The 20,276-nt window shown below is 63.9% G+C and carries 10 protein-coding genes; 7 read left to right on the top strand and 3 right to left on the bottom strand.

What is annotated here, in order from left to right; genetic code table 11:
* Nucleotides 1-176 precede the first annotated feature (176 nt).
* From AADW18_RS17790 to AADW18_RS17780, 3 genes are read left to right on the top strand one after another with little or no spacing between them, the layout of a single operon-like run.
* Entirely contained in the window at nucleotides 177-9,701 is a 9,525-nt protein-coding gene (locus tag AADW18_RS17790; RefSeq protein WP_337344738.1) for an SdrD B-like domain-containing protein, read from the top strand.
* The gene (locus AADW18_RS17785) at nucleotides 9,698-13,114 is read left to right on the top strand and encodes a hypothetical protein (protein ID WP_337344737.1); all 3,417 of its coding nucleotides are present in this window, start codon (nucleotides 9,698-9,700) and stop codon (nucleotides 13,112-13,114) included. Before AADW18_RS17790 ends, AADW18_RS17785 begins: the two co-directional genes overlap by 4 nt.
* Nucleotides 13,115-13,126: 12 nt before the next feature.
* On the top strand, nucleotides 13,127-14,134 hold the full coding sequence (locus AADW18_RS17780; RefSeq protein WP_337344736.1) for an OmpA family protein: 1,008 nt from the start codon (nucleotides 13,127-13,129) through the stop codon (nucleotides 14,132-14,134).
* 103 nt (nucleotides 14,135-14,237) lie between these two features.
* On the opposite strand, the gene AADW18_RS17775 is transcribed toward AADW18_RS17780, so the two are convergent.
* From AADW18_RS17775 to arsH, 3 genes are all read right to left on the bottom strand, one after another.
* A complete protein-coding gene (locus AADW18_RS17775) occupies nucleotides 14,238-14,999 on the bottom strand; it encodes an ABC transporter permease (RefSeq protein WP_337344735.1) in 762 nt (253 codons plus the stop codon).
* Nucleotides 14,996-15,949: an ABC transporter ATP-binding protein gene (locus AADW18_RS17770; RefSeq protein WP_337344734.1), complete on the bottom strand. Its 954-nt coding sequence runs from the start codon at nucleotides 15,947-15,949 to the stop codon at nucleotides 14,996-14,998. The genes AADW18_RS17775 and AADW18_RS17770 overlap by 4 nt, the downstream gene beginning before the upstream one ends.
* A gap of 274 nt (nucleotides 15,950-16,223) precedes the next feature.
* Nucleotides 16,224-16,994 (bottom strand): arsenical resistance protein ArsH, encoded by a 771-nt coding sequence (arsH, locus tag AADW18_RS17765; RefSeq protein ID WP_337344733.1) that lies wholly within the window; start codon nucleotides 16,992-16,994, stop codon nucleotides 16,224-16,226.
* A 42-nt stretch (nucleotides 16,995-17,036) separates the two neighbouring features.
* On the opposite strand from arsH, the gene AADW18_RS17760 reads away from it, so the two are divergent.
* The 4 genes from AADW18_RS17760 to arsJ are packed head-to-tail and all read left to right on the top strand — an operon-like array spanning nucleotide 17,037 to nucleotide 20,206.
* Nucleotides 17,037-17,399, top strand: a complete 363-nt coding sequence (locus AADW18_RS17760; RefSeq protein ID WP_337344732.1) for a metalloregulator ArsR/SmtB family transcription factor — start codon at nucleotides 17,037-17,039, stop codon at nucleotides 17,397-17,399.
* Nucleotides 17,400-17,409: 10 nt separating this feature from the next.
* On the top strand, nucleotides 17,410-17,931 hold the full coding sequence (locus AADW18_RS17755; RefSeq protein WP_337344731.1) for an arsenate reductase ArsC: 522 nt from the start codon (nucleotides 17,410-17,412) through the stop codon (nucleotides 17,929-17,931).
* A 31-nt stretch (nucleotides 17,932-17,962) separates the two neighbouring features.
* Nucleotides 17,963-18,970, top strand: coding sequence for an ArsJ-associated glyceraldehyde-3-phosphate dehydrogenase (locus AADW18_RS17750; protein WP_337344730.1), 1,008 nt, complete (start codon nucleotides 17,963-17,965; stop codon nucleotides 18,968-18,970).
* Nucleotides 18,971-18,973: 3 nt separating this feature from the next.
* Complete coding sequence (gene arsJ, locus AADW18_RS17745; RefSeq protein WP_337344729.1) at nucleotides 18,974-20,206, top strand: organoarsenical effux MFS transporter ArsJ; 1,233 nt, start codon at nucleotides 18,974-18,976, stop codon at nucleotides 20,204-20,206.
* Nucleotides 20,207-20,276 lie beyond the last annotated feature (70 nt).

Below are 20,276 nucleotides of genomic sequence, written 5' to 3'. Positions count from 1 at the left end.
TTGGCTCACGAATGGTCCTCATCCGCGGTAACTACCCGCGGTGGGGAAAAGCCTGCATCAAAGCAGCTACGCGATCTGTGTTGGATCGCGATACGGGAACAGGGGAAAGTCCAGTGTGCATGCAAGTTGAGCCGGCAATGATTGCTGGCAAGGTTGATTCGTATTCGCTTGGCCGAATGAAAAGCGCTGCATCCGGCACCTCGCCGACGCGTTGCACCGCAGGGAACACTCGGCACGGTTGGCGTACGACATTGCGGCGACTGACCGCATCCGCGCTGTTGCTGATGGTGCCAACGCTGGCGTTCGCCGCCGACTTGCAGATCACCGACCTGTCCGACACCGGGTACGATCCCACGCCCGCTGGCGGCCAGGTGATCTACAGCATCACCATCGAAAACGGTGCGGTCGACGTCGTCAACAACACGGTGACCATCTTCGATCTGCCGGCAGGGACCACCGCCGGCACCTTGCCGGGATACTGTGCGGCCGACGCCGGTACACCTACACGCATCGTCTGTAACAACGGCACGTTGGACGGCACGTCACCTACCGGCAACTCGTCCACGTTCCAGATCGGCGTCAACACCGCCGGTCAGACGCCAGCGACCGTTACCGTGCGCGGCGCGATTGGTTTCGGCAACGCAGTTCCACCTGCTTCCACGCCGATCGCCAGCCTGACTCCGGCCGATCCGTTCTTCGTTGGCGACACCAACACCGCCAACAACACCCGCGTCGAAGCGACCACGCTGACCAACGCCGGCGACCTGCGCCTGGAAAAGACTGCGACGCCCGATCCTGTGGTGGGCGGTGCGGAAATCACCTATACGCTGACCGTTACCAACACCGGTCCCAGCGTATCGACCAACTTCCAGGTAGTGGACACGCTGCCGGCTGCCACTTCGTACGTGGCCAGCAGCTTCTCCGGCAGCGGTTGGACGTTCAACAGCGGCACCATGACCGCAACGCATGCCGGCACCTTGGGCGTTGGCGCCAGCAGCAGCTTCACCTTCCGCGCGCGGGTCAACGCTGGCACGGGCAACGTCATCAATGGCGCGACGGTTTCGGGTATCGGCACCGCAGATCCGAATCCCGCCAACGACAGCGCCCAAGTCACCACCGCGGTGACCGCAGGCGCGGATCTGACGTTGAGCAAATCGGCCGCGCCGGCGCCGGCGGTTTCCGGGCAGCCAGTGACTTTCACTTTGGTCGCACGCAACCTGGGGCCCAGCAACGCCCAAGACGCCAGCTTCACCGATACGCTGCCGGCCGGCTTCGTCATCACCGGCGGCACGCAGCCGGCTGGCTGGACCTGTACCAACAATGGCACCGATACGGCGCGTACGTGTTCGCGTAACACGGCGTTCGCCAATGGTGCGGTGGACACGTTCACCATCGTGGCAACCGTGCCCGCATCGGGCGCCAACAGCAGCGGCGATGTCACCAACACCGCCACCATCACCTCGACCACGCCGGATCCCAATGGTCCGACGCTGGGTACCAACAACAACAACGGTAGCGTCACTTTCACCGTATTGGCCGACGGCGCCGATCTGTCGTTGACCAAGTCCAAAACGCCGGACCTGATAGCAGTGTGGGACGGCATCGGCAGCGATGCCGACAGCCGCATGACCTCGACGATTGTTGTGCGCAACCTGGGGCCGCGCGCGGCCAGCGGCCAGGTACAGGTGGTCGACGAACTTGCTGCGGGCGAAGAGTTCGTTTCCTCTTCCGGGCCTTGGACCTGTACGGTCAACAATCCTTACGCCGTACCGCCGGCGCGCCAGCGCGTCACTTGCGATCTCAATGCCGGGTCGCTGCCGTTGGCGGTGAACAACAACGCGCCGCAGTTGCAGATCATCTCGCGCGCACGCGCGGCCGGCGCTCTGACCAACACCGCCTGCACCGGCGGTAGCGGCGGTTCCATCGAGCCCTTGACTGCCGGTGGTCTCAACAGCGACCCGGAAACCGACAACGACTGCAACGGCGACGGCACTCGCACCACGGACGAACGCGCCGATCTCACCATCGCCAAGCAGACCAATGGCCCGGGCACGGCCGACAACGTGTTGCCTGCCAACGGCACCACGCTGACCTACACGCTGACGGCCACCAACAACGGTCCGGACAGCACCACCGGCGTAGTGGTCAACGATGCGATCCCCGGCTTCGTCGCCAGCCGCACCACGGTGTCGGCCACGACCGTGCCGGCAGGTTGGACCTGCACCACCGGCGCCTCGGTGATCTGCCGTTCCGGCACCACCGCGCTGGCTAGCGGTGCCAGTGCGACGATCGTGCTGACGGTAAATCGCGCATTGTTCGACAGCGCTGGCCTGGGCGCAGGCACCTGCGGCGGCGTCGCCACCAACAACGCGTTCTGTAATACCGCGGGCGTCGGTATCGATGCCAACGTCGCCGGTTCGGTCGGCGAAATCGACACCAGCAACAACAGCGCGTCGGACTGGATACAGATCGACCGCGTCGCCAACGTGCAGACCACGGCGAAGAACATCACCTCCGGCGCTACCGGTCAGGCCGGCGTCAACACCACCTATCAGATGTCGTTCCGCAATCAGGGTCCGTCCACCGTGCCTGGCGTGGTGTTCCGCGACGTGTTCACGCTGCCTGCGGACGATACCGGCTTCGTGCTTATCTCGGCTAACCGCACCGGCGGCGGTAGCACCGCATGTACGGCGACCCCTGGCGCTGGTGTAACCACTTCGCCAGCGGCGGGCGGCACCTCGTACGCGAATCCGACCGCCGGAACGGCACAGGTGACGATCACCTGCACGCCGTTGTCGCTGACGAACGATCAAACCGAAAGCCTGACCGTGGTGATCCGCCCGAACGTCAATTCGGGCAACACCGGTCGCGTGTTCAACAACACCGCCGACTTCTTCTTCGATCGCAACAACGATGGCACCGCTGATCCGGCGACCGGCAGCGACGCCAACGGCAGCTTCGACTACAACACCGACACCAGCGCTGCCGACGACGAGCGCAGCGCATCGTTGCCGTTCGGCAGCGGTAGCGTGGACCTGATCACCAACAAGGTGGATACCGGATTTGCGGGCGGCGTGGATCCGCTGGGCTACGACGCCACCAACCTGGCGCTCAACGCGATCACCTATCGGGTGACCGTGCTCAACAACGGCCCCTCGGTCGCCAGCAACGTTCGCATCAGCGACACCATCACGCCGTTCGCTGGGCGGACGGTGCGCTACGTCGGCGCATCGGCGACGACTGGCGGGCCGTTCGTGGAGGCCGCCTGTACCGTTACTGCGGGCAGCAACCCCACTGCCGGTGTACCGATGACGCTGGACTGCCAGATGCCGGGCGCGGGCTTTTCGCCCAACCAACCGGGCATGGTGGCCTCCGGACAGACCAGCACGCTGTACTTGCGCTTCCAATACGAGACGGCGCCGGGTGCCTCGGGCGATACGCTGGCCAATTCGGTTACCGCCAGCTCGGCGGAAACCGACACCAACGCCGCCAACAACATCGCCAACCAGGAAACCACCATCCGTGCCCGCGCCGACATGGGCGTGGCCAAGACCATGGTGGTGCTGACGCCGGACAACGACCCGAATGCGGCGTTGCCGACTACGGTGACCAGCGTTGCGCTGCGCCAGCCGTTCTACTACGTCATCGATGGCGTCAACAACGGTCCCGGTGCCAGTCTGTCGCGCGACCGCACCGGCAACGGTCCGCTCAACGGCACGGGTACTGTCGTCACCGATACGCTGCCGGCCGGTGTGGTCATTACCGGTCCTATCAGCTGGCGGAAGGTCGGCCCGGATCCCGGCGGCGACGAAGTGCCCAACGGCACCGGCACGTGTACCCAAGCCGGTAGCACTGTCACCTGCAACCTGGGCGACGTCACCGTCAGCGGCCGCGTGCGCATCATCGTGCCGGCGGTCTGGAACTCCTATCCCAGTGGCGGTACCAGCAACAACACCGCTGCGGTAACCACCGAGCAGGTCGATCCCACTCCGCCCAACAACACCGTTACCGTGCCGTTGACCGTGACTAGGTCTTCCATCGCGGGCGTGGTGTTCGAAGATCGCGATCGTGCGGGCGCGAATGGTGGTATCCGTCAGTCTGCTGCAGCGGAACCCGGCATCGCCGGCGTGACCATCACCCTGACGGGTACCGATGCTTACGGCAACGCGGTGAATCGCACCACGACGACCGCTGCCGACGGCACCTACAGCTTCAACAATCTGTCGCCGGCGAATGCTTCCGGCTACACGCTGACGGAGACGCAGCCGAGCACCTATCGCAACGGTCCGGTGAATCCGCCTGCCGCCGGCGGCGATGCGCCATCGTTGGGCGGCACCTACGCGGTGGGTTCGCCGAACTCGGTGTACAGCGCCATTGCGGTGGGCGCCGCCGATACCGGCGTGCGCTACAACTTCCCGGAAGTGCGCAATCCTTCGTTGTCGGGTTTCGTCTACGTCGACGGCAACTTCAACAATGTGCGCGATGCCGGTGCGGACGCCGCCATTGCCGGCGCCACCGTCGAACTGCTGAACGCCGTCACCGGCACCGTGATCACCACGGCCACCACCGATGCGAGCGGCGCCTACAGCTTCACCAATCTCGACCCGCTGATCCTCTATACGCTGCGCGAAGTATTGCCGACCGGCAATTACCGGAATCGGCCGACGGCGGTGAATCCTGGGCAGATCGGCGGCGCGCCCTGCGCTACCGGCTGTACTCCCGGCACCGGCGTGAGCGGCGATGCCGCCACCACCGATCGCATCGCCAGCATCGATCTGGGCGCTGGTTTGGACGGTACTGTCTTCAACTTCGGCGAAGACGCTATCTCCGCCATTTCCGGCAGCGTCTACCTGGACCGCAATCGCAACGGTGATTTCGACGGTGCCGATGCCGGCAGCGTCAACTCGCAGCCTAACGGCGGCTTGCAAGGTGTCAGCGTGACGCTGACCGGCGCGGGCGCCAACGGTACGTTCGGCGATGGCGACGATCCGGCTCCTGTCACCATTCAAACGGGCGCCAACGGTGCATATCAGTTCACCGACCTGGTGGTCGGCCAGAACTATCGCGTCACCGAAGCGCAGCCAGATGGCTATGCCGACGGTACGGAAAACACCTCCAACGTCATCAACGTTGCCAATCTGCCCGTGGCAGGTTCGACCGGGCATGACTTCGGTGAAGTGCTGGGCTCCATCGCCGGCGCGGTATTCGAGGACTTCTCCACGACCGCGGCGAATAACAACAACGGCGCGTTCGATACCGGCGAAAACCCCATCGCGAATGCGACGGTGACGCTGACCGGTACCGATGTACTGGGCAATCCGGTGAACGTCGCTGTGCAGACCAACGCGGCTGGCGCCTACGTGTTCAATGATCTGCTGCCACCGCAGGCGGGCACGTTCTACACCATCACCGAAACCCAACCGGTCGGCTATATCGACGGCCGCCATACGCCGGGCAATGCGACCACGCCGGGCAGTGCGGCCACGTCGAACATCATCGACGGCATCGCGATCAGCGCGGGCCAGCAGGCCGCCGGTTATCTGTTCGGCGAATTGGCCAACACCAACATCAGCGGCACGGTCTACCTGGACCGCAATGACGACGGAGATCAGGACGGCGGCGAACCCGGCATTCCTGGCGTAACGGTCGTCATCCAAGGTGCGGGCCCGGATGGCGTGTTCGGCACCGGCGACGATCTGCCGCCGGTCACGCTGACCACCGACGCCAACGGCGACTACAGCTATGGCGGCGCGATCACTGGCCAGGACTATCGCATCGTAGAAACCCAGCCGACCGGCTTGGCCGATGGCCAGGAGAACACCACCAACACCATCACGGTGACCAACCTGCCGGCGAGCGGTTCCACCGAAAACAATTTCGGCGAACTGGCTGGTTCTATTACTGGCAACGTCTGGCTGGATGCCGACAACGACGGCGTGCGCGATGCAGGCGAGAACGGCATTGCCGGCGTCAGCGTCAGCCTGCCTGCGGGTACCGTGGATGCGCTGGGCAATCCGGTCGCCGCCGCGGTGACCGACGCGAACGGCGACTATCGCTTCGACGATCTGCTGGCCGGCAACTACACCGTGACCGAGCAAGTCGCGCAGCCGGTCGTCGGCGGCGTGACCACGCTCAACGGCACCACGCTTGCGGGCAACATCGGTGGTACGGCTACCGGCATCGCCACGCCTGTCGCCACGGTACCCAGTGCGGTATCGGGCATCGTGCTGCCGGCGGGAGCGGCGTCGGTACAGAACAACTTCGGCGAAACACTGGGTGTGTCCGTCTCCGGTCGCGTGTTCTTCGACGGCAACAACGACGGCGCGCAATCCGGCGTCAGCGAAACCGGCATCGCCGGCGTGACCATCAACTTGACCGGTACGGACGATACGGGTGCATCGGTATCGCTGAGCACCACCACCGATGCCAACGGCGACTTCGAATTCGAAGGCTTGCGTCCGGGCACCTACACGGTGACCGAACCCACGCAGCCGACCGGTACCAGCAACGGCATCACCACGCCGGGCCGCATCATCAATGGAAGCAGCGGCGGCACCTCGTCCGGCACAGCCACGCCGATCACCACGGTGCCCAGCGTCATCAGCACCATTGATCTGACCACGCCGGGCAGCGCATCGGTGGAGAACCTGTTCGGCGAGATCCCGCTCAACAGTTCCATCAGCGGCCGCGTGTGGCGCGATCTCGACAACGATGGCGTGATCGACCCGACGGAAGTGGGCATCGGCAGCGTCGTCGTGCGCCTGACCGGCACCGACCTGGCCGGCAACACGGTCACGCGCGAAACCACCACTCTGCCTGATGGCAACTACGCGTTCACCGAGCTGCCGCCGGGCAACTACACCATTACCGAGCCCGAGCAGCCGACCGGCACGCTCAACGGCATCACGGTGGCCGGCACCGGTGGCGGCAATGTCACTGCACCGAACACCACGCCTTCGGTGATCAGCAGCGTCACGCTGGGCGTGGGCGAGGAAGCCAGCAACAACAACTTCGGCGAGATTCCCGTCGGTTCGATTGCTGGGCGTGTTTATAACGATGCCAACAACAACGGCATCATCGACAGCAACGAGCCGGGTATCACTACCGTCGATATTGTGCTGACGGGTACCAACGATCTCGGCGAAACAGTCAGCGTGACCGTGCCCACGGATGCCGAAGGCCGTTACCGCTTCGAGAATCTGCGCCCGGGCACCTACACCGTGACCGAGCCCACGCAGCCGCCACACACACTCAACGGCATCACCACGGCGGGCAACATCGGTGGTACCACCACCGGCACCGCCACGCCGGTGGATACCACGCCGTCGGCGATCAGCGGGATCGTGCTGCCCATCGGTGGCGAATCGGTGGAGAACAACTTCGGCGAGATCGGCGATTCGCCGGACCTGGTGGTCAGCAAGACCGCCACGCCGACCACGTTCACTGTCAACAACATCGGCACCTACACGATCCGCGTGCGCAACATCGGGCAGCAGCCGAGCAGCGGCGAGTACGTGGTGGAAGACCGTTTGCCGGCGGGCCTGACCCTGGCGGAAACACCCGCGGGCAACGGCTGGATCTGCACCGGCGCGATCGGCGAGAGCCGCTTCCGCTGTGCCACCAGCAGCGTGATCGCCGCGGGTGCGACGCTTGCCGACACCATCGTGGCGCGTGTGCGGGTTGCCGCCTCGACGGTGGCCGCTTCGCCGGTGGACAACGCCGTGCTGGTGGAAGGCGGCGGCGAGAACGAGTTCCGCCGGCCGACGCCGCAGGAGCGCTCCAACTTCGAAGGCAACCCGGGCGACTTGCCGGTCTGCGATCCGGCGATCACCCAGAACGCCTGTCGTCTGCCCACGCCCGTGCAGCTGGCCGCTACGGTGTCCGGCACGGTGTGGTTCGACCAGGGCAGCGATATCGGCCTGATCGACGGTGGCGACCGCCGCCTGCCCAACTGGACCGTGGAAGTGGTGGACGCCAACGGCCAGGTCGTGGCGACTACCACCACCGCGCCGGACGGCAGCTACTCGGTGCCGGATTTGATCCCCGGCGTGCCGTTGGACATCCGTTTCCGCGATCCGTCTTCCGGCGTGGTCTGGGGCTGGCCCGTGAGCGGTGAAACCGCTGGCGGCGCGCCCGCGCCTTGCGATGGCACCAATGCGATCAACAATGGCACCGCCAGTTCCTGCCGCAGTGGCGACGACGGCAACACGCACCTGGCGGTGATCCTGGCGCCGGGCGCCAACCTGCCGCAGCAGAGCTTGCCGCTGAGTCCGGGCGGCGTGGTGTATGACGCCGTCACCCGTAATCCAGTGCCGGGTTCGCGCGTCACACTGACGCCGGTGGGCACCTGCGCGGGTTACTCGCCGGAAGCGCATCTGCTCAACGCGGGTCTGGGCGGCTACAGTATCGAAGGTACGTCCGCGTCGATGACGGTGGGTACCGAAGGCTTCTATCAGTTCCTGATGTCGCCGTCGGCGCCCGCTTCGTGCCGCTTCCAGATCGCGGTCACGCCGCCAGCCGGTTACAGCTTCCAGTCCGGGATGATCCCGGCGGAAACCGCGCCGCTGACGCCGCCGTCCACGCCGGGCATCAGTTATCCGGTGCAGACGAACGCGACCGCGCCGACCGCGCCGGTCGGTACCGCGACGACCTACTACCTGGAAGTGACGCTGGGTTCGGCCACCGCTGCGCCCATCCACAACCACATCCCGCTGGATCCACAGGTTGCGCCAGGGCTGGTCATCACCAAGACCGGCGACCGCAAGACCGTGGAAGTGGGCGACAGCATGGTCTACACCATCACCATCCGGCAGACCGCGGGCGCGGCGCTGGGCACGGTGAACGTGATCGATCGCCTGCCGCACGGCTTCACCTTCATCGAAGGCACTGCGCGCGTGGATGGCGCCGGCATCGCCGACCCGATCGGCAAGCCCGGTCCGACGCTGGTGTTCGATGTCGGCTCGCTCGCCGTCGGCGGACAGAAGGTACTGAACTATCGTGTCCGTGTCGGTGTAGGCAGCCAGCAAGGCGACGGCATCAACCGCGCTCGCGCGCATGGTTGTTCGATCGCCGGTGGCTGTGTGGATCCGAACACGCTGCTTCCGTACACCAACGGCGGCGTGGTGGCGTCCAACCCCGCCGAGTACCGCGTGATCGTCAGCGGTGGTGTGTTCACCGACGAAGGTTGCGTGTTGGGCAAGATCTTCGTGGACTGCAACGTCAACCATGTGCAGGACAAAGAAGAGATCGGCATCCCCGGCGTGCGCATGTACTTCGAGGACGGCACCTGGCTGATCAGCGATTCGGAAGGCAAGTACAGCTACTGCGGTCTGCCGCCGAAGAGCCACACGCTGAAGGTGGATGCATCCACGCTGCCGGTCGGCTCGCGCCTGACCACCAGCAGCAACCGCAACCTGGGCGACGCCGACAGCCTCTTCATCGACTTGAAGAATGGCGAGCTGCATCGCGCCGACTTCATCGAGGGCAGCTGTTCCAACCCGGTCATCGAACAGGTCAAGGCACGCCGCACGCAGGGCGAGATACGCGCACCGGAAACCGAAGCGGGGCAGAAACCGCTGCGCTTTGAAAGCAAGGCGCCGCGCGCGCCGCAGCAAGGCACCGACTCGGCCAACCAGCGTCCCATCGTGGATCCGAGGCCGACCGGCACCGAACAGGAAGGCGACAAGGAGGTGCAGCCATGAGCCGCACCGCCTCGACGACTTCTTCCCTGATCAAAGCCAAGCCCATGCGCGCACTTCGTCTTTCCGTTACACCGCTTGCGTTGGCACTGTCGCTGGCGATAACCCCCGCGATTGTGCAGCACGCCGCCGCGCAGAACGTCTCCGGCGATCAACGCTTCACGCCGGTGCTGGGGCAGGGCACGCCGCTGTTCCCGCAATCGCCACAAACACAGAACACCGGCTCGCAAGCGCTGTATGCGCAACCAGGCAACGTCGACTATCGCGTCAACGCCGGCGTCGACCGCGTGGTGGTGGAAGTCGATCGCGACGGCGCACCGGCTGATGGCCAGTCGCCGGTGCACGTGGTGGTGCAATTGTTCGGTGCCGATGGCAAGCCGATGACGGGCGAAGCGTTCGCCACCATCGAGAACTCCGGCGGCCGCATCAAGCTGCCCGACGGCCGCACCGACGAACTCGGTCCGGGTCACCTGGATGCCGACAAGGTCACGCCGGGCGTGCAGTTGCCGGTGCGCAATGGCCGTGCCGAATTCGATCTGCTGGCCCCGCACGATCCGCAGGATGTGCTGTTGCGCGTGACCTCCGGCGGACAGAGCGCCGAAGGCGTGGTTGGCTTCGTGCCGGAAATGCGCGAGATGATCGCCACCGGTTTGATCGAGGGCGTCATCAACTTCCGCCGCAAAGGCAACCTGATCAACGGAACCCAGCAAGGCGACGGCTTCGAGCGCGAAATCCGCCGTTGGGAAAAACAGTTCAACAATGGCAAGGCGAACGGTGCCGCGCGCGCCGCATTCTTCGTCAAAGGCCAGATCAAGGGCGAGTACCTGCTGACCGCAGCGTACGACTCGGACAAGGAAGTCCGCGCCCGTCTATTGCGGGACATCCAGCCGGAAGAGTTCTATCCGGTCTATGGCGACGCGTCGCTGCGCGGCTTCGACGCGCGTTCGGCCGAACGCCTGTACGTGCGCGTGGACAAGGACCGCAGCTATCTGCTGTACGGCGACTTCCAGACCGGCGACAGCATCAGCACGCAGACCGGCGTCGATTTCGGTGAGCGCGCTTCGCAGCGCGTACTGGGCACCTACAACCGCACCGCCACCGGCCTTGGCTGGCATTTCGAAAACCAGCGCGTACGCGGCAACGTCTTCGCCATCGAGGATTCGCTGCGCCAGGTGATCGAAGAGCTGCCGGCTTCCGGCAGCGGCCCGTATGGCCTGCGCAACAATGCAGTGCTGGAAGGCAGCGAGCGCGTCGAAGTGGTGGTGCGCGACCGCAATCAGCCCTCGCGCATCGTCTCGGTGCGGCCGCTGGGCCGGTTGGTGGACTACAGCTTCGAACCGTTCTCCGGCCGCATCCTGCTCAACAGCTTCCTGCCTTCGTTCGATAGCGACCTGAATCCGGTTTCGCTGCGCATCACCTACGAACTGGACCAGGGCACCGAGAAATTCCTGGTGCTGGGCGCGGACGCGCAATTGCGCGTGGGCGAGAACGGCGAGATCGGCGGTTCTTATGTCGATGACCGCAATCCGTTCGCCGCATTCGAAATGGGCAGTGCGAATGTCGGCTACCGCTTCGGTCCCAACACCTGGCTGGTGGCCGAAGCCGCGCGCACGCGCAGCGAGGTCAACACCAATTCCATCAACCAGTACGGCACGCCGGCGCTGGAAGGCCTCAGCGGCCTGGTGGAAGGCGATGCCTGGCGGGTGGAGTTCGGCCACGCCGGCAAGGACCTGGACTTCAAGTTGTTCGCGGGCCGTTCCGATCCGGAATTCAACAATCCTGCTTCGCCCCTGTACGGCGGCCGCGGCGAATACAGCTTGAACACGCGCTACCGCATCAATGAACGCTTCGAGGTGTACGCGGAAGGACTGCGCAGCGAAGACCGCAATCCGGAAGGTGGCGAACGCGATGCCGGCAGCGTCGGTACGCGTTTCAAGGCGACCGACAAGTTGACGTTCGACTTCGGCTACCGCGCCATTCGCGAAACCGTCGGTGCCTACTACACCTGGGCGACCAACAGCGGCTACGGCAATCTCGGCGGACTGTCCGGCGGATACGCCACCGGTGCCGGCGGCGGTGTGTTGGGCTACGGCCAGCAACCGCTGGATCCGCTGACCGGCCTGCCGATCATCAGCAGCGGCAACCCCAATGATGTGGGCAGCGGTTTGCCCGTGGGCACTGAGTTGTCATCCGACATGCTGCGTTTCGGCGTCGGCTACCGTGCCAACGATCGCCTGAGCCTGGGCGGCGAAGTGGAGCAGGACATCCACGGCGAGGACCGCAACCGCATCGCGTTGGGTGCCGACTATCAGTTGCGCGAACGCAGCCGCCTGTACGGCCGCTACGAAAAGCAGACCGGCATCAGCGGCGTCAACGGACTGACCCAGGATGGACGCGAAGCCGACACCATGGCGTTCGGCGTGGACACCAGCTTCATCAAGGACACGCAGTTGTTCTCCGAATATCGTTTGCGTGACGCGATCAGCGGCCGCGATATCCAGGCCGCTTCGGGCGTACGCAATAACTGGGACATCCGCGAAGGCATGCGCCTGAGCTCGTCGTTCGAGCACACCAACGTCATCTCCGGCGATGTCGGCGATTCTACCGGCGCTGGCCTGGCGCTGGACTACAGCGCCAATCCGCTGTGGCGCGGCACCATCCGCGTGGAGCACCGCATTTCCGATGACGTGACGGAAACGCCGACAGACGAGGGCTACAACACCACGCTGCTGCAGTTCCTCGCCGCCCGCAAGCTCAACCGCGACTGGACGATATTGGCGCGCAACTACTTGCTGCGCACCGAATACGCCGCACGCGGCGACGTGTTGCAGGACCGGTTCCAGATCGGCGCGGCGTATCGCGACACCGATACCAACCGCATCAATGCGCTGGCCCGCTACGAGTACAAGCTGGAGAAGGACGAAAGCGGCATGGACGGTTCGGGCTTCGGCTCCGACACCGGCCAGGACATCCGCACCAGCGCGCACATCATCTCCGCGCATGCCGACTGGCATCCGTCGCGGCCGTGGTGGTTGACCGGCCGCGTGGCGGCGAAGTGGCAGAAGGACAGCTTCTTCTACGCCGATACCGGGCGCGTGAACGACGACTTCAACGCAGTGCTGCTGTCGGGCCGCGTGGTGTACGACATCACCGAGAACTGGGACATCGGCGTGCTGGCCTCGACCTTCCGTGGCCAGGACGGCGCAAACCAATATGCCTTTGGTGTGGAAGTCGGTCGCTTGCTGCGGCAGAACCTCTGGTTGTCGGTGGGCTACAACGCCACCGGTTTCCGCGGCGACGAAGACCTGACCGGTTACGAGTACACGCAGCAGGGCGGCTTCATCCGCCTGCGCTTCAAGTTCGATGAAGACCTTTTCCGTAGAGACGATGCCCGCTACCGCGATCCGGTGCGCTGAGGAATGCAGATCATGAAGAACACTAAGCAGAAGATTCTCGGCATCGCCATCGCTGCCGTCACGGCGTCGCTCGCAGTGACCGCCGCCAACGCCCAGCAGACCACGCTCGCTCCGCAAGAGGCACGCATCACGGATGAGGCGATCCATGCCGATCTGTCCGATTACGGACAGACGCAGGGCCGCATTCAGGCGCTCAACGATGCCGGCCGGCCGGTGCGCGACTATCACCTGTCCAAGGCGCAGTGCTGGCTGGACGTGTCCTTCCACGAATACACCCGCAATGACCGCAGCGACTTCCCGCAGGAAGCGTTGACCGAGTCGGAGAAGCTGATCGTGGGCATGGAGCAGGGCGTCACGCCGCTGCCCACCGACACGCCATTGGTCAACGGTGCGGCACGCGTGCGCGAGGATCTGTGGAAGCGCCTGGGCGCGATCCATGGCACGCCCGGTTTCCAATGCGCGCAGCAGGCCGTGGCCTGTGGTGAAGTGGAACTGGTGCACGCCGGCAACGAGTTGAACCAGCAGCAGTGGCGGCATTCCAAGCCTTACATCCAGATCGCCGAGGATTGGGTCAACGACGCCGAAGCGCTGGCGCGCCAGTGTGGCGCCGCTCCCGCCGCCGGCCCGCAGGCACCGCTCGCGCTGACCGCCAATGTGCTGTTCGAGTTCGATCGCGATCAGAAAGGCGACATCCGGGCTTATTCGCTGCAGAGCCTGGATCAATCTCTGGCACGCATCCGCGAAGAAGGGCTGACCCTGACCGGCATCGAGTTGATCGGCCATGCCGACCGCTTGCAAGGACGCGGCCACGACTACAACCAGGGTTTGTCTGAACGTCGTGCACGCACCGTGCGCGAGTTGCTGATCGCCCGCGGCGTGCCGGAGAGCCTGATTACCCACGAGTATCGCGGCGACACCGAACAAGTGCAGCGTTGCGAAGGCGCCAAGCCTCAAGCGGCTCTGCGCGAATGCCTGATCCCGAACCGCCGCGTGGAAGTGAAGTTCAACGTTTCGCGTTGAGACGGATGGGCCGGCCCCCGTAGAGCGGAGCTTGCTCCGCTGCCTTTGTTTTTTTAGATCGGACCAAAGAGCAGCGGAGCAAGCTCCGCTCTACGAGACTTTCTCAATTCTTCAGCTTGTACCCGGTCCTGAAGATCCACCACACCGCGATCAAACACAGGACCAGGAAGCCGATGATCGCCGCCAGGCTGATGCCGACGTTGACGTCGGACACGCCGTAGAAACTCCAGCGGAAGCCGCTGATCAGGTACACCACTGGATTGAACAAGGTGATCTTCTGCCACACCGGCGGCAGCATGTTGATCGAATAGAACGCGCCGCCCAGGAAAGTCAGCGGTGTCACGATCATCAGCGGGATCACCTGCAACTTCTGGAAGTCGTCGGCCCACAAGCCGATGATGAAACCGAACAGGCTGAAGGTCACCGCCGTCAGCAGCAGGAAGCACAACATCCAGAATGGATGCGCTATTTCGTAGGGTACGAATATCCGCGCGGTGACCAGTATCAGCACGCCCAGCATCAACGACTTGGTCGCCGCGGCGCCCACGTAGCCGATCACCACCTCCACATACGAGACCGGCGCCGACAACAGCTCATAGATGGTGCCGGCCCACTTGGGCATGTAGATCCCGAACGACGCATTGGAAATGCTCTCGTTGAGCAGCGACAGCATGATCAGGCCCGGAATGATAAAAGCGCCGTAGCTGACACCGCCGATGTCTCCCATCCGCGAACCGATGGCCGCACCGAACACCACGAAATACAGCGACGTCGAAAGCACCGGCGATGCGATCGACTGGGTGATGGTGCGGAAGGTGCGCGCCATTTCGAAACGATAGATGGCCTGGATGGCATACCAGTTCATGCGCGCGCCTCCTTGCCGTTGTGAGCATTGCCGTTATGAACCAGGCTGACGAAGATCTCCTCCAGCGAGCTTTCACTGGAATGCAGATCCTTGAAGTCGATGCCCAGTTCACCCAGCCGCTTCAGCAGCGCGGCGATGCCGGTTTCTTCACTCTGCGCATCGAAGGTGTAGACCAGGGCGTGGCCGTCGTCGGCCAGCTCCAGCGGCAACGCGGAAAGTTCGCCGGGGATGGTCTGCAGCGGGGTGTGCAGCTGCAGCGTCAACTGCTTCTTGCCCAGCTTACGCATCAGCACATCCTTGTCCTCGACCAGGATCAATTCGCCCTTGCTGATCACGCCGATGCGGTCAGCCATTTCCTCGGCCTCTTCGATGTAGTGCGTGGTCAGGATGATGGTCACGCCGCTTTCGCGCAGCTGGCGCACCATCTGCCACATGTCGCGGCGCAGCTCCACGTCGACGCCGGCGGTGGGCTCGTCCAGGAACAGGATCTGCGGCTCATGCGCCAATGCCTTGGCGATCAATACACGCCGCTTCATGCCACCGGACAGCGCCATGATCTTGCTGTCCTTCTTGTCCCACAACGATAGATCGCGCAGCACTTTTTCCAGATGGGCCGGATTGGGCGGCTTGCCGAACAGGCCGCGGCTGAACCGCACCGTGGCCCAGACCGTTTCGAACGCGTCGGTGGACAGTTCCTGCGGAACCAGGCCGATCTTGCCGCGCGCCGCGCGATAGTCGCGAACGACATCGTGGCCGTCGGCCAGCACCGTCCCCTCGCTGGGATTGACGATGCCGCAGATGATGCTGATCAGCGTGGTCTTGCCAGCACCATTAGGGCCGAGCAGGGCGAAGATCTCGCCGCGGCGGATATCCAGATCGACACGCTTCAGCGCCTGGAAGCCGGACGCGTAGGTTTTGCTTAGCTGGTTGATGGAGATAATGGATTGCACGGGGCTCCTGCATGGGTGCGATGAACCGCGTGAATCCTACCGGAGCCAGGGCGCCGCCGTTGTCCCGGATGCGGGAATATGAATCCCTGAGCGTGTACAGACGCCCCGCAGCGCAGTTGTTGCGGTGCGGGACGACTTCGTAGAGCGGAGCTTGCTCCGCTGCTTTTGCTCTTTGCTTTTCATCTTGGAGCGCGGACCGAAGAGCAGCCGAGCAAGCTCGGCTCTACAAGGTTGAGGCCAAGGGGACGTAACAAGCTCCGCTCTACGCGGCTGGTCAGCAGCAAGCAGCGGTACAACAGGTCCCCACCACCGGCACCGACACCGCAGGCGCCTCAACCGCACCCGACGCCGCAGACAAGGCCCGCGCGGCTAGATCACCCTTGCGCTCGCTATAACGGCTGGTCAGATAATCGCTGCGGCCACGCACCATCAGCGTGAACTTCACCAGTTCTTCCATCACGTCCACCACGCGGTCGTAGTAGGACGAAGGCTTCATCCGTCCTTCGTCGTTGAATTCCTGCCAGGCCTTGGGCACTGAAGACTGGTTGGGAATCACCACCATCCGCATCCACCGGCCCAGCACGCGCAGCGTGTTGACCACGTTGAAGGACTGCGAACCGCCGCAGACCTGCATGACCGCCAGGGTGCGGCCCTGGGTCGGCCGAACGCTGCCGCTTTCCAGCGGCAACCAGTCGATCTGGTTCTTGAATACGCCGGTGACTGCGCCGTGCCGCTCCGGGCTGACCCAGACTTGGCCTTCGGACCATTCCGACCACTCGCGCAGCTGGCGAACCTTGGGGTGATCGGCATTGACGCTGTCCAGCATGGGCAGGTCGTGTGGATCGAACACGCGCGTTTCAGCGCCGAAATGCCGCAACAGACGCTCGGCTTCCAGCGCCAGCTTGCGGCTGAAGGATTGCGGTCGGAGCGATCCGTACAGGATCAGGATGCGTGGCGGGTGCGCCGCACCTTCCGGCGCCAATTGGCTTGGATTGGGCAGTGCAAGCGCTCCGGCGGCCACGTTGGGCAGGTCATTAATTGTCATAAAACCTTGCTAGCCTGGGTTATGTTCGATTATTCTAGAATTATGGAAATAACAAATGCAACCACTGCGCTCGCGGCCTTGGGCCAGCCCACCCGGCTGGCGATCTTCCGTCTGCTGGTCGAGGCCGGACCGGGCGGCCGCAAGGCCGGCGAAATCGCCGAGGCGCTGGCGCTACCTGGCGCCACGCTGTCGTTTCATCTGAAGGAACTGGTCGCCGCCGGATTGATCCACGGCGAAACACGTGGACGCGTCATCTGCTATCGCGCCGACTTCGCCGCCATGAACGCGCTGATCGAATTCCTGACGCGCAACTGCTGTGGCGGCACGCAGTGCGGCCCGGTAGCGACCGGCGGCGGATGCGCGCCGAAAGCCGACGAAGCACCCCAAGAACCCCAACTCGCATGAGGGAGGAGACATGAAAGATCACTACAACCTGTTGTTCGTCTGCACCGGCAACGCGGGTCGCAGCATCATCGCCGAAGCGCTTGCCAATCAACTGAGCAAGGGCCGCTTGCGCGCCTACAGTGCAGGTAGCCAGCCCAAAGGCGAGGTCAATGCGGACGCGATTGCAGTGCTGCAATCGGCGGGCTTCAGCACCGATGGCTTGCGCAGCAAATCGTGGGAAGAATTCTCCGCTGCCGATGCGCCGAAAATGGATCTGATCATCACCGTGTGCGATCGCGCCGCCAATGAGCCTTGCCCTATCTGGCCAGGTCACCCTACCACCGCGCATTGGAGCGTTCCCGATCCCTCGGTAGTCGCCGACTCATCCCAACCCGGCTCTTCCGAAAAGATCCAGGCGGCGTACCAGGACGTGATGAAGCTGTTGAGCCAGCGCATCACGCTGCTGCTTTCATTGAAACTGGAAGCGCTGGATCAACTGACCGCCTCCACTCGCTTGCGCGAGTCCGGCCTTTCCGCGCATGCCGGCAGCTGACGCTGAATTCTTTCTCAACTCAAGGTTTCCAATGACGATACGTGTCGGTATCAACGGCTTCGGCCGGATGGGCCGTCTTACCCTGCGCACCGCATGGGAAGACAACGAACTTGCGTTCGTGCGAATCAATGACCCGGCCGGCGATCCCGCCACGCTCGCGCATCTGATGAACTTCGATTCGATACACGGGCGCTGGAATCGCGAAGCCAGTGCCGATGGCGATCACCTGGTCATCGATGGCGTGCGTATTCCGATCACACGCAACAAGGACATCGCGGCCACCGACTGGTCCGATTGCGATGTGGTGATCGAAGCCTCCGGGAAGTTCCGCAAACCCGACGTACTGCAGCCCTATCTCGACCAGGGCGTGAAGCGCGTCGTGGTGACCGCGCCGATCAAGGCCGCAGGCACGCTGGATACGGTCATGGGCGTCAACCATCACCGTTTCGATCCCGCGCAGCACCGGATCGTCTCGGCAGCATCGTGCACCACCAACTGCTTCGCGCCGGTGGTCAAGGTGATCCACGAGAACCTGGGCATCCGCCACGGCAGCCTGACCACCATCCACAGCCTGACCAACACCCAGGTGATCGTCGATGCGCCGCACAAGGATCTGCGCCGCGCGCGCGCCTGCGGCAGCAGTTTGATTCCCACCTCGACTGGATCGGCGACTGCCATCGCCGAAATATTCCCGGAGCTGCGTGGACGTCTGGATGGCCATGCGGTACGCGTGCCGTTGACCAACGCGTCGCTGACCGATTGCGTATTCGAAGTGGAGCGCGCGACGACGGTCGACGAAGTGAACGGCTTGCTGCAAGCGGCCGCCGAGGGCGAGCTGAAAGGTATCCTGGGTTATGAAACCCGTCCCTTGGTATCGATCGATTTCCAGACCGATCCGCGCTCCAGCATCGTCGATGCGCTGTCCACCTTGGTGATCAACGGCACGCAGGTGAAGATCTACGCCTGGTACGACAACGAATGGGGTTACGTGAATCGCACAGCGGAGCTGGTAAAGCTGGTGGGGCGGGCGGATCGCTAATTCATGTTGCAACGACTCTCGCCCGATGTGCGCCAGTATTTGCTGATCACCGGCAACTATTGGGCCTTCACCCTGACCGACGGCGCGCTGCGCATGTTGGTGGTGCTGCATTTCCATCAGCTGGGCTACAGCCCGTTGCAGGTCGCGTTGCTGTTCCTGTTCTACGAAATATTCGGTGTGGCGACCAATCTGGTTGGCGGCTGGCTGGGCGCGCGCATCGGCCTGAACCGCACCATGAACATCGGTCTTGCCTTGCAGGTCGCGGCGCTGTCGATGCTGCTGGTCCCCGCCGTGTGGCTGACGGTGCCTTGGGTGATGGCGGCGCAGGCGCTGTCGGGCATCGCCAAGGACCTCAACAAGATGAGCGCCAAGAGCAGCATCAAGCTGCTGGTGCCGGGCAACCAGCAAGGCGCGTTGTATCGCTGGGTGGCGGTGCTGACCGGATCGAAGAATGCGCTGAAGGGCGTGGGGTTCTTCCTGGGCGGCGCGCTGCTGACGTTGTTGGGTTTTACCAAGGCGGTCGCGGCAATGGCGGTGGCGCTGGCAGTCGTATGGGTGTTGAGTTTGTGGTGGCTCAAGCGTGATCTGGGCAAGGCGAAAAGGAAGCCCAAGTTCCGCGAATTGCTGTCGAAAAGCCGCGCGATAAACCTGTTGTCGGCGGCACGGCTGTTCCTGTTCGGTGCGCGCGATGTGTGGTTCGTCGTGGCGTTGCCGGTTTTTCTGGCCGAGGTGCTGGGCTGGGACTTCTGGCAGGTCGGCGGATTTCTGGCCGCCTGGGTGATCGGGTACGGCATCGTGCAAGCACTGGCGCCGGGCTTCACTGGCAAACGCGATCTCACTGGCGAGCGCGGTGGACGACTGCCGGACGGGCGTACGGCATTGCTATGGGCGGTGCCGCTGGCATTCGTGCCGGCGTTGATGGCGTGGCTGCTGTTTCAAGGACAGGACGCGCGCGCGGTGGTGATCGTAGGGCTCACTGCTTTCGGCGTGCTGTTCGCCATCAACTCGTCGCTGCACAGCTATCTGATCGTCAGCTACGCGGCCGAGGACGGCGTGTCGTTGGACGTTGGCTTTTACTACATGGCCAATGCGCTGGGACGGCTGCTGGGTACGGTGTTGTCCGGCTGGGTTTACCAGGTCGCTGGATTGCCGGCCTGCTTGGCAATCTCCGCGACGTTGGTAACGCTCGCGGCGTTGGTGTCGATAGCGTTGCCGAGGCACGGGGTTGCGGCTTGATCGCAAGGTGAGGGACCCCGTTACTCGAAAGCGCGTCAATGAGGCATCAACCAAAAAAGAACCCGGCATG

Source organism: Pseudoxanthomonas sp. CCNWLY206-1 (assembly GCF_039710385.1).
Lineage (GTDB): Bacteria > Pseudomonadota > Gammaproteobacteria > Xanthomonadales > Xanthomonadaceae > Pseudoxanthomonas_A.
This window is presented reverse-complemented; position numbering and strand designations above follow the sequence as displayed.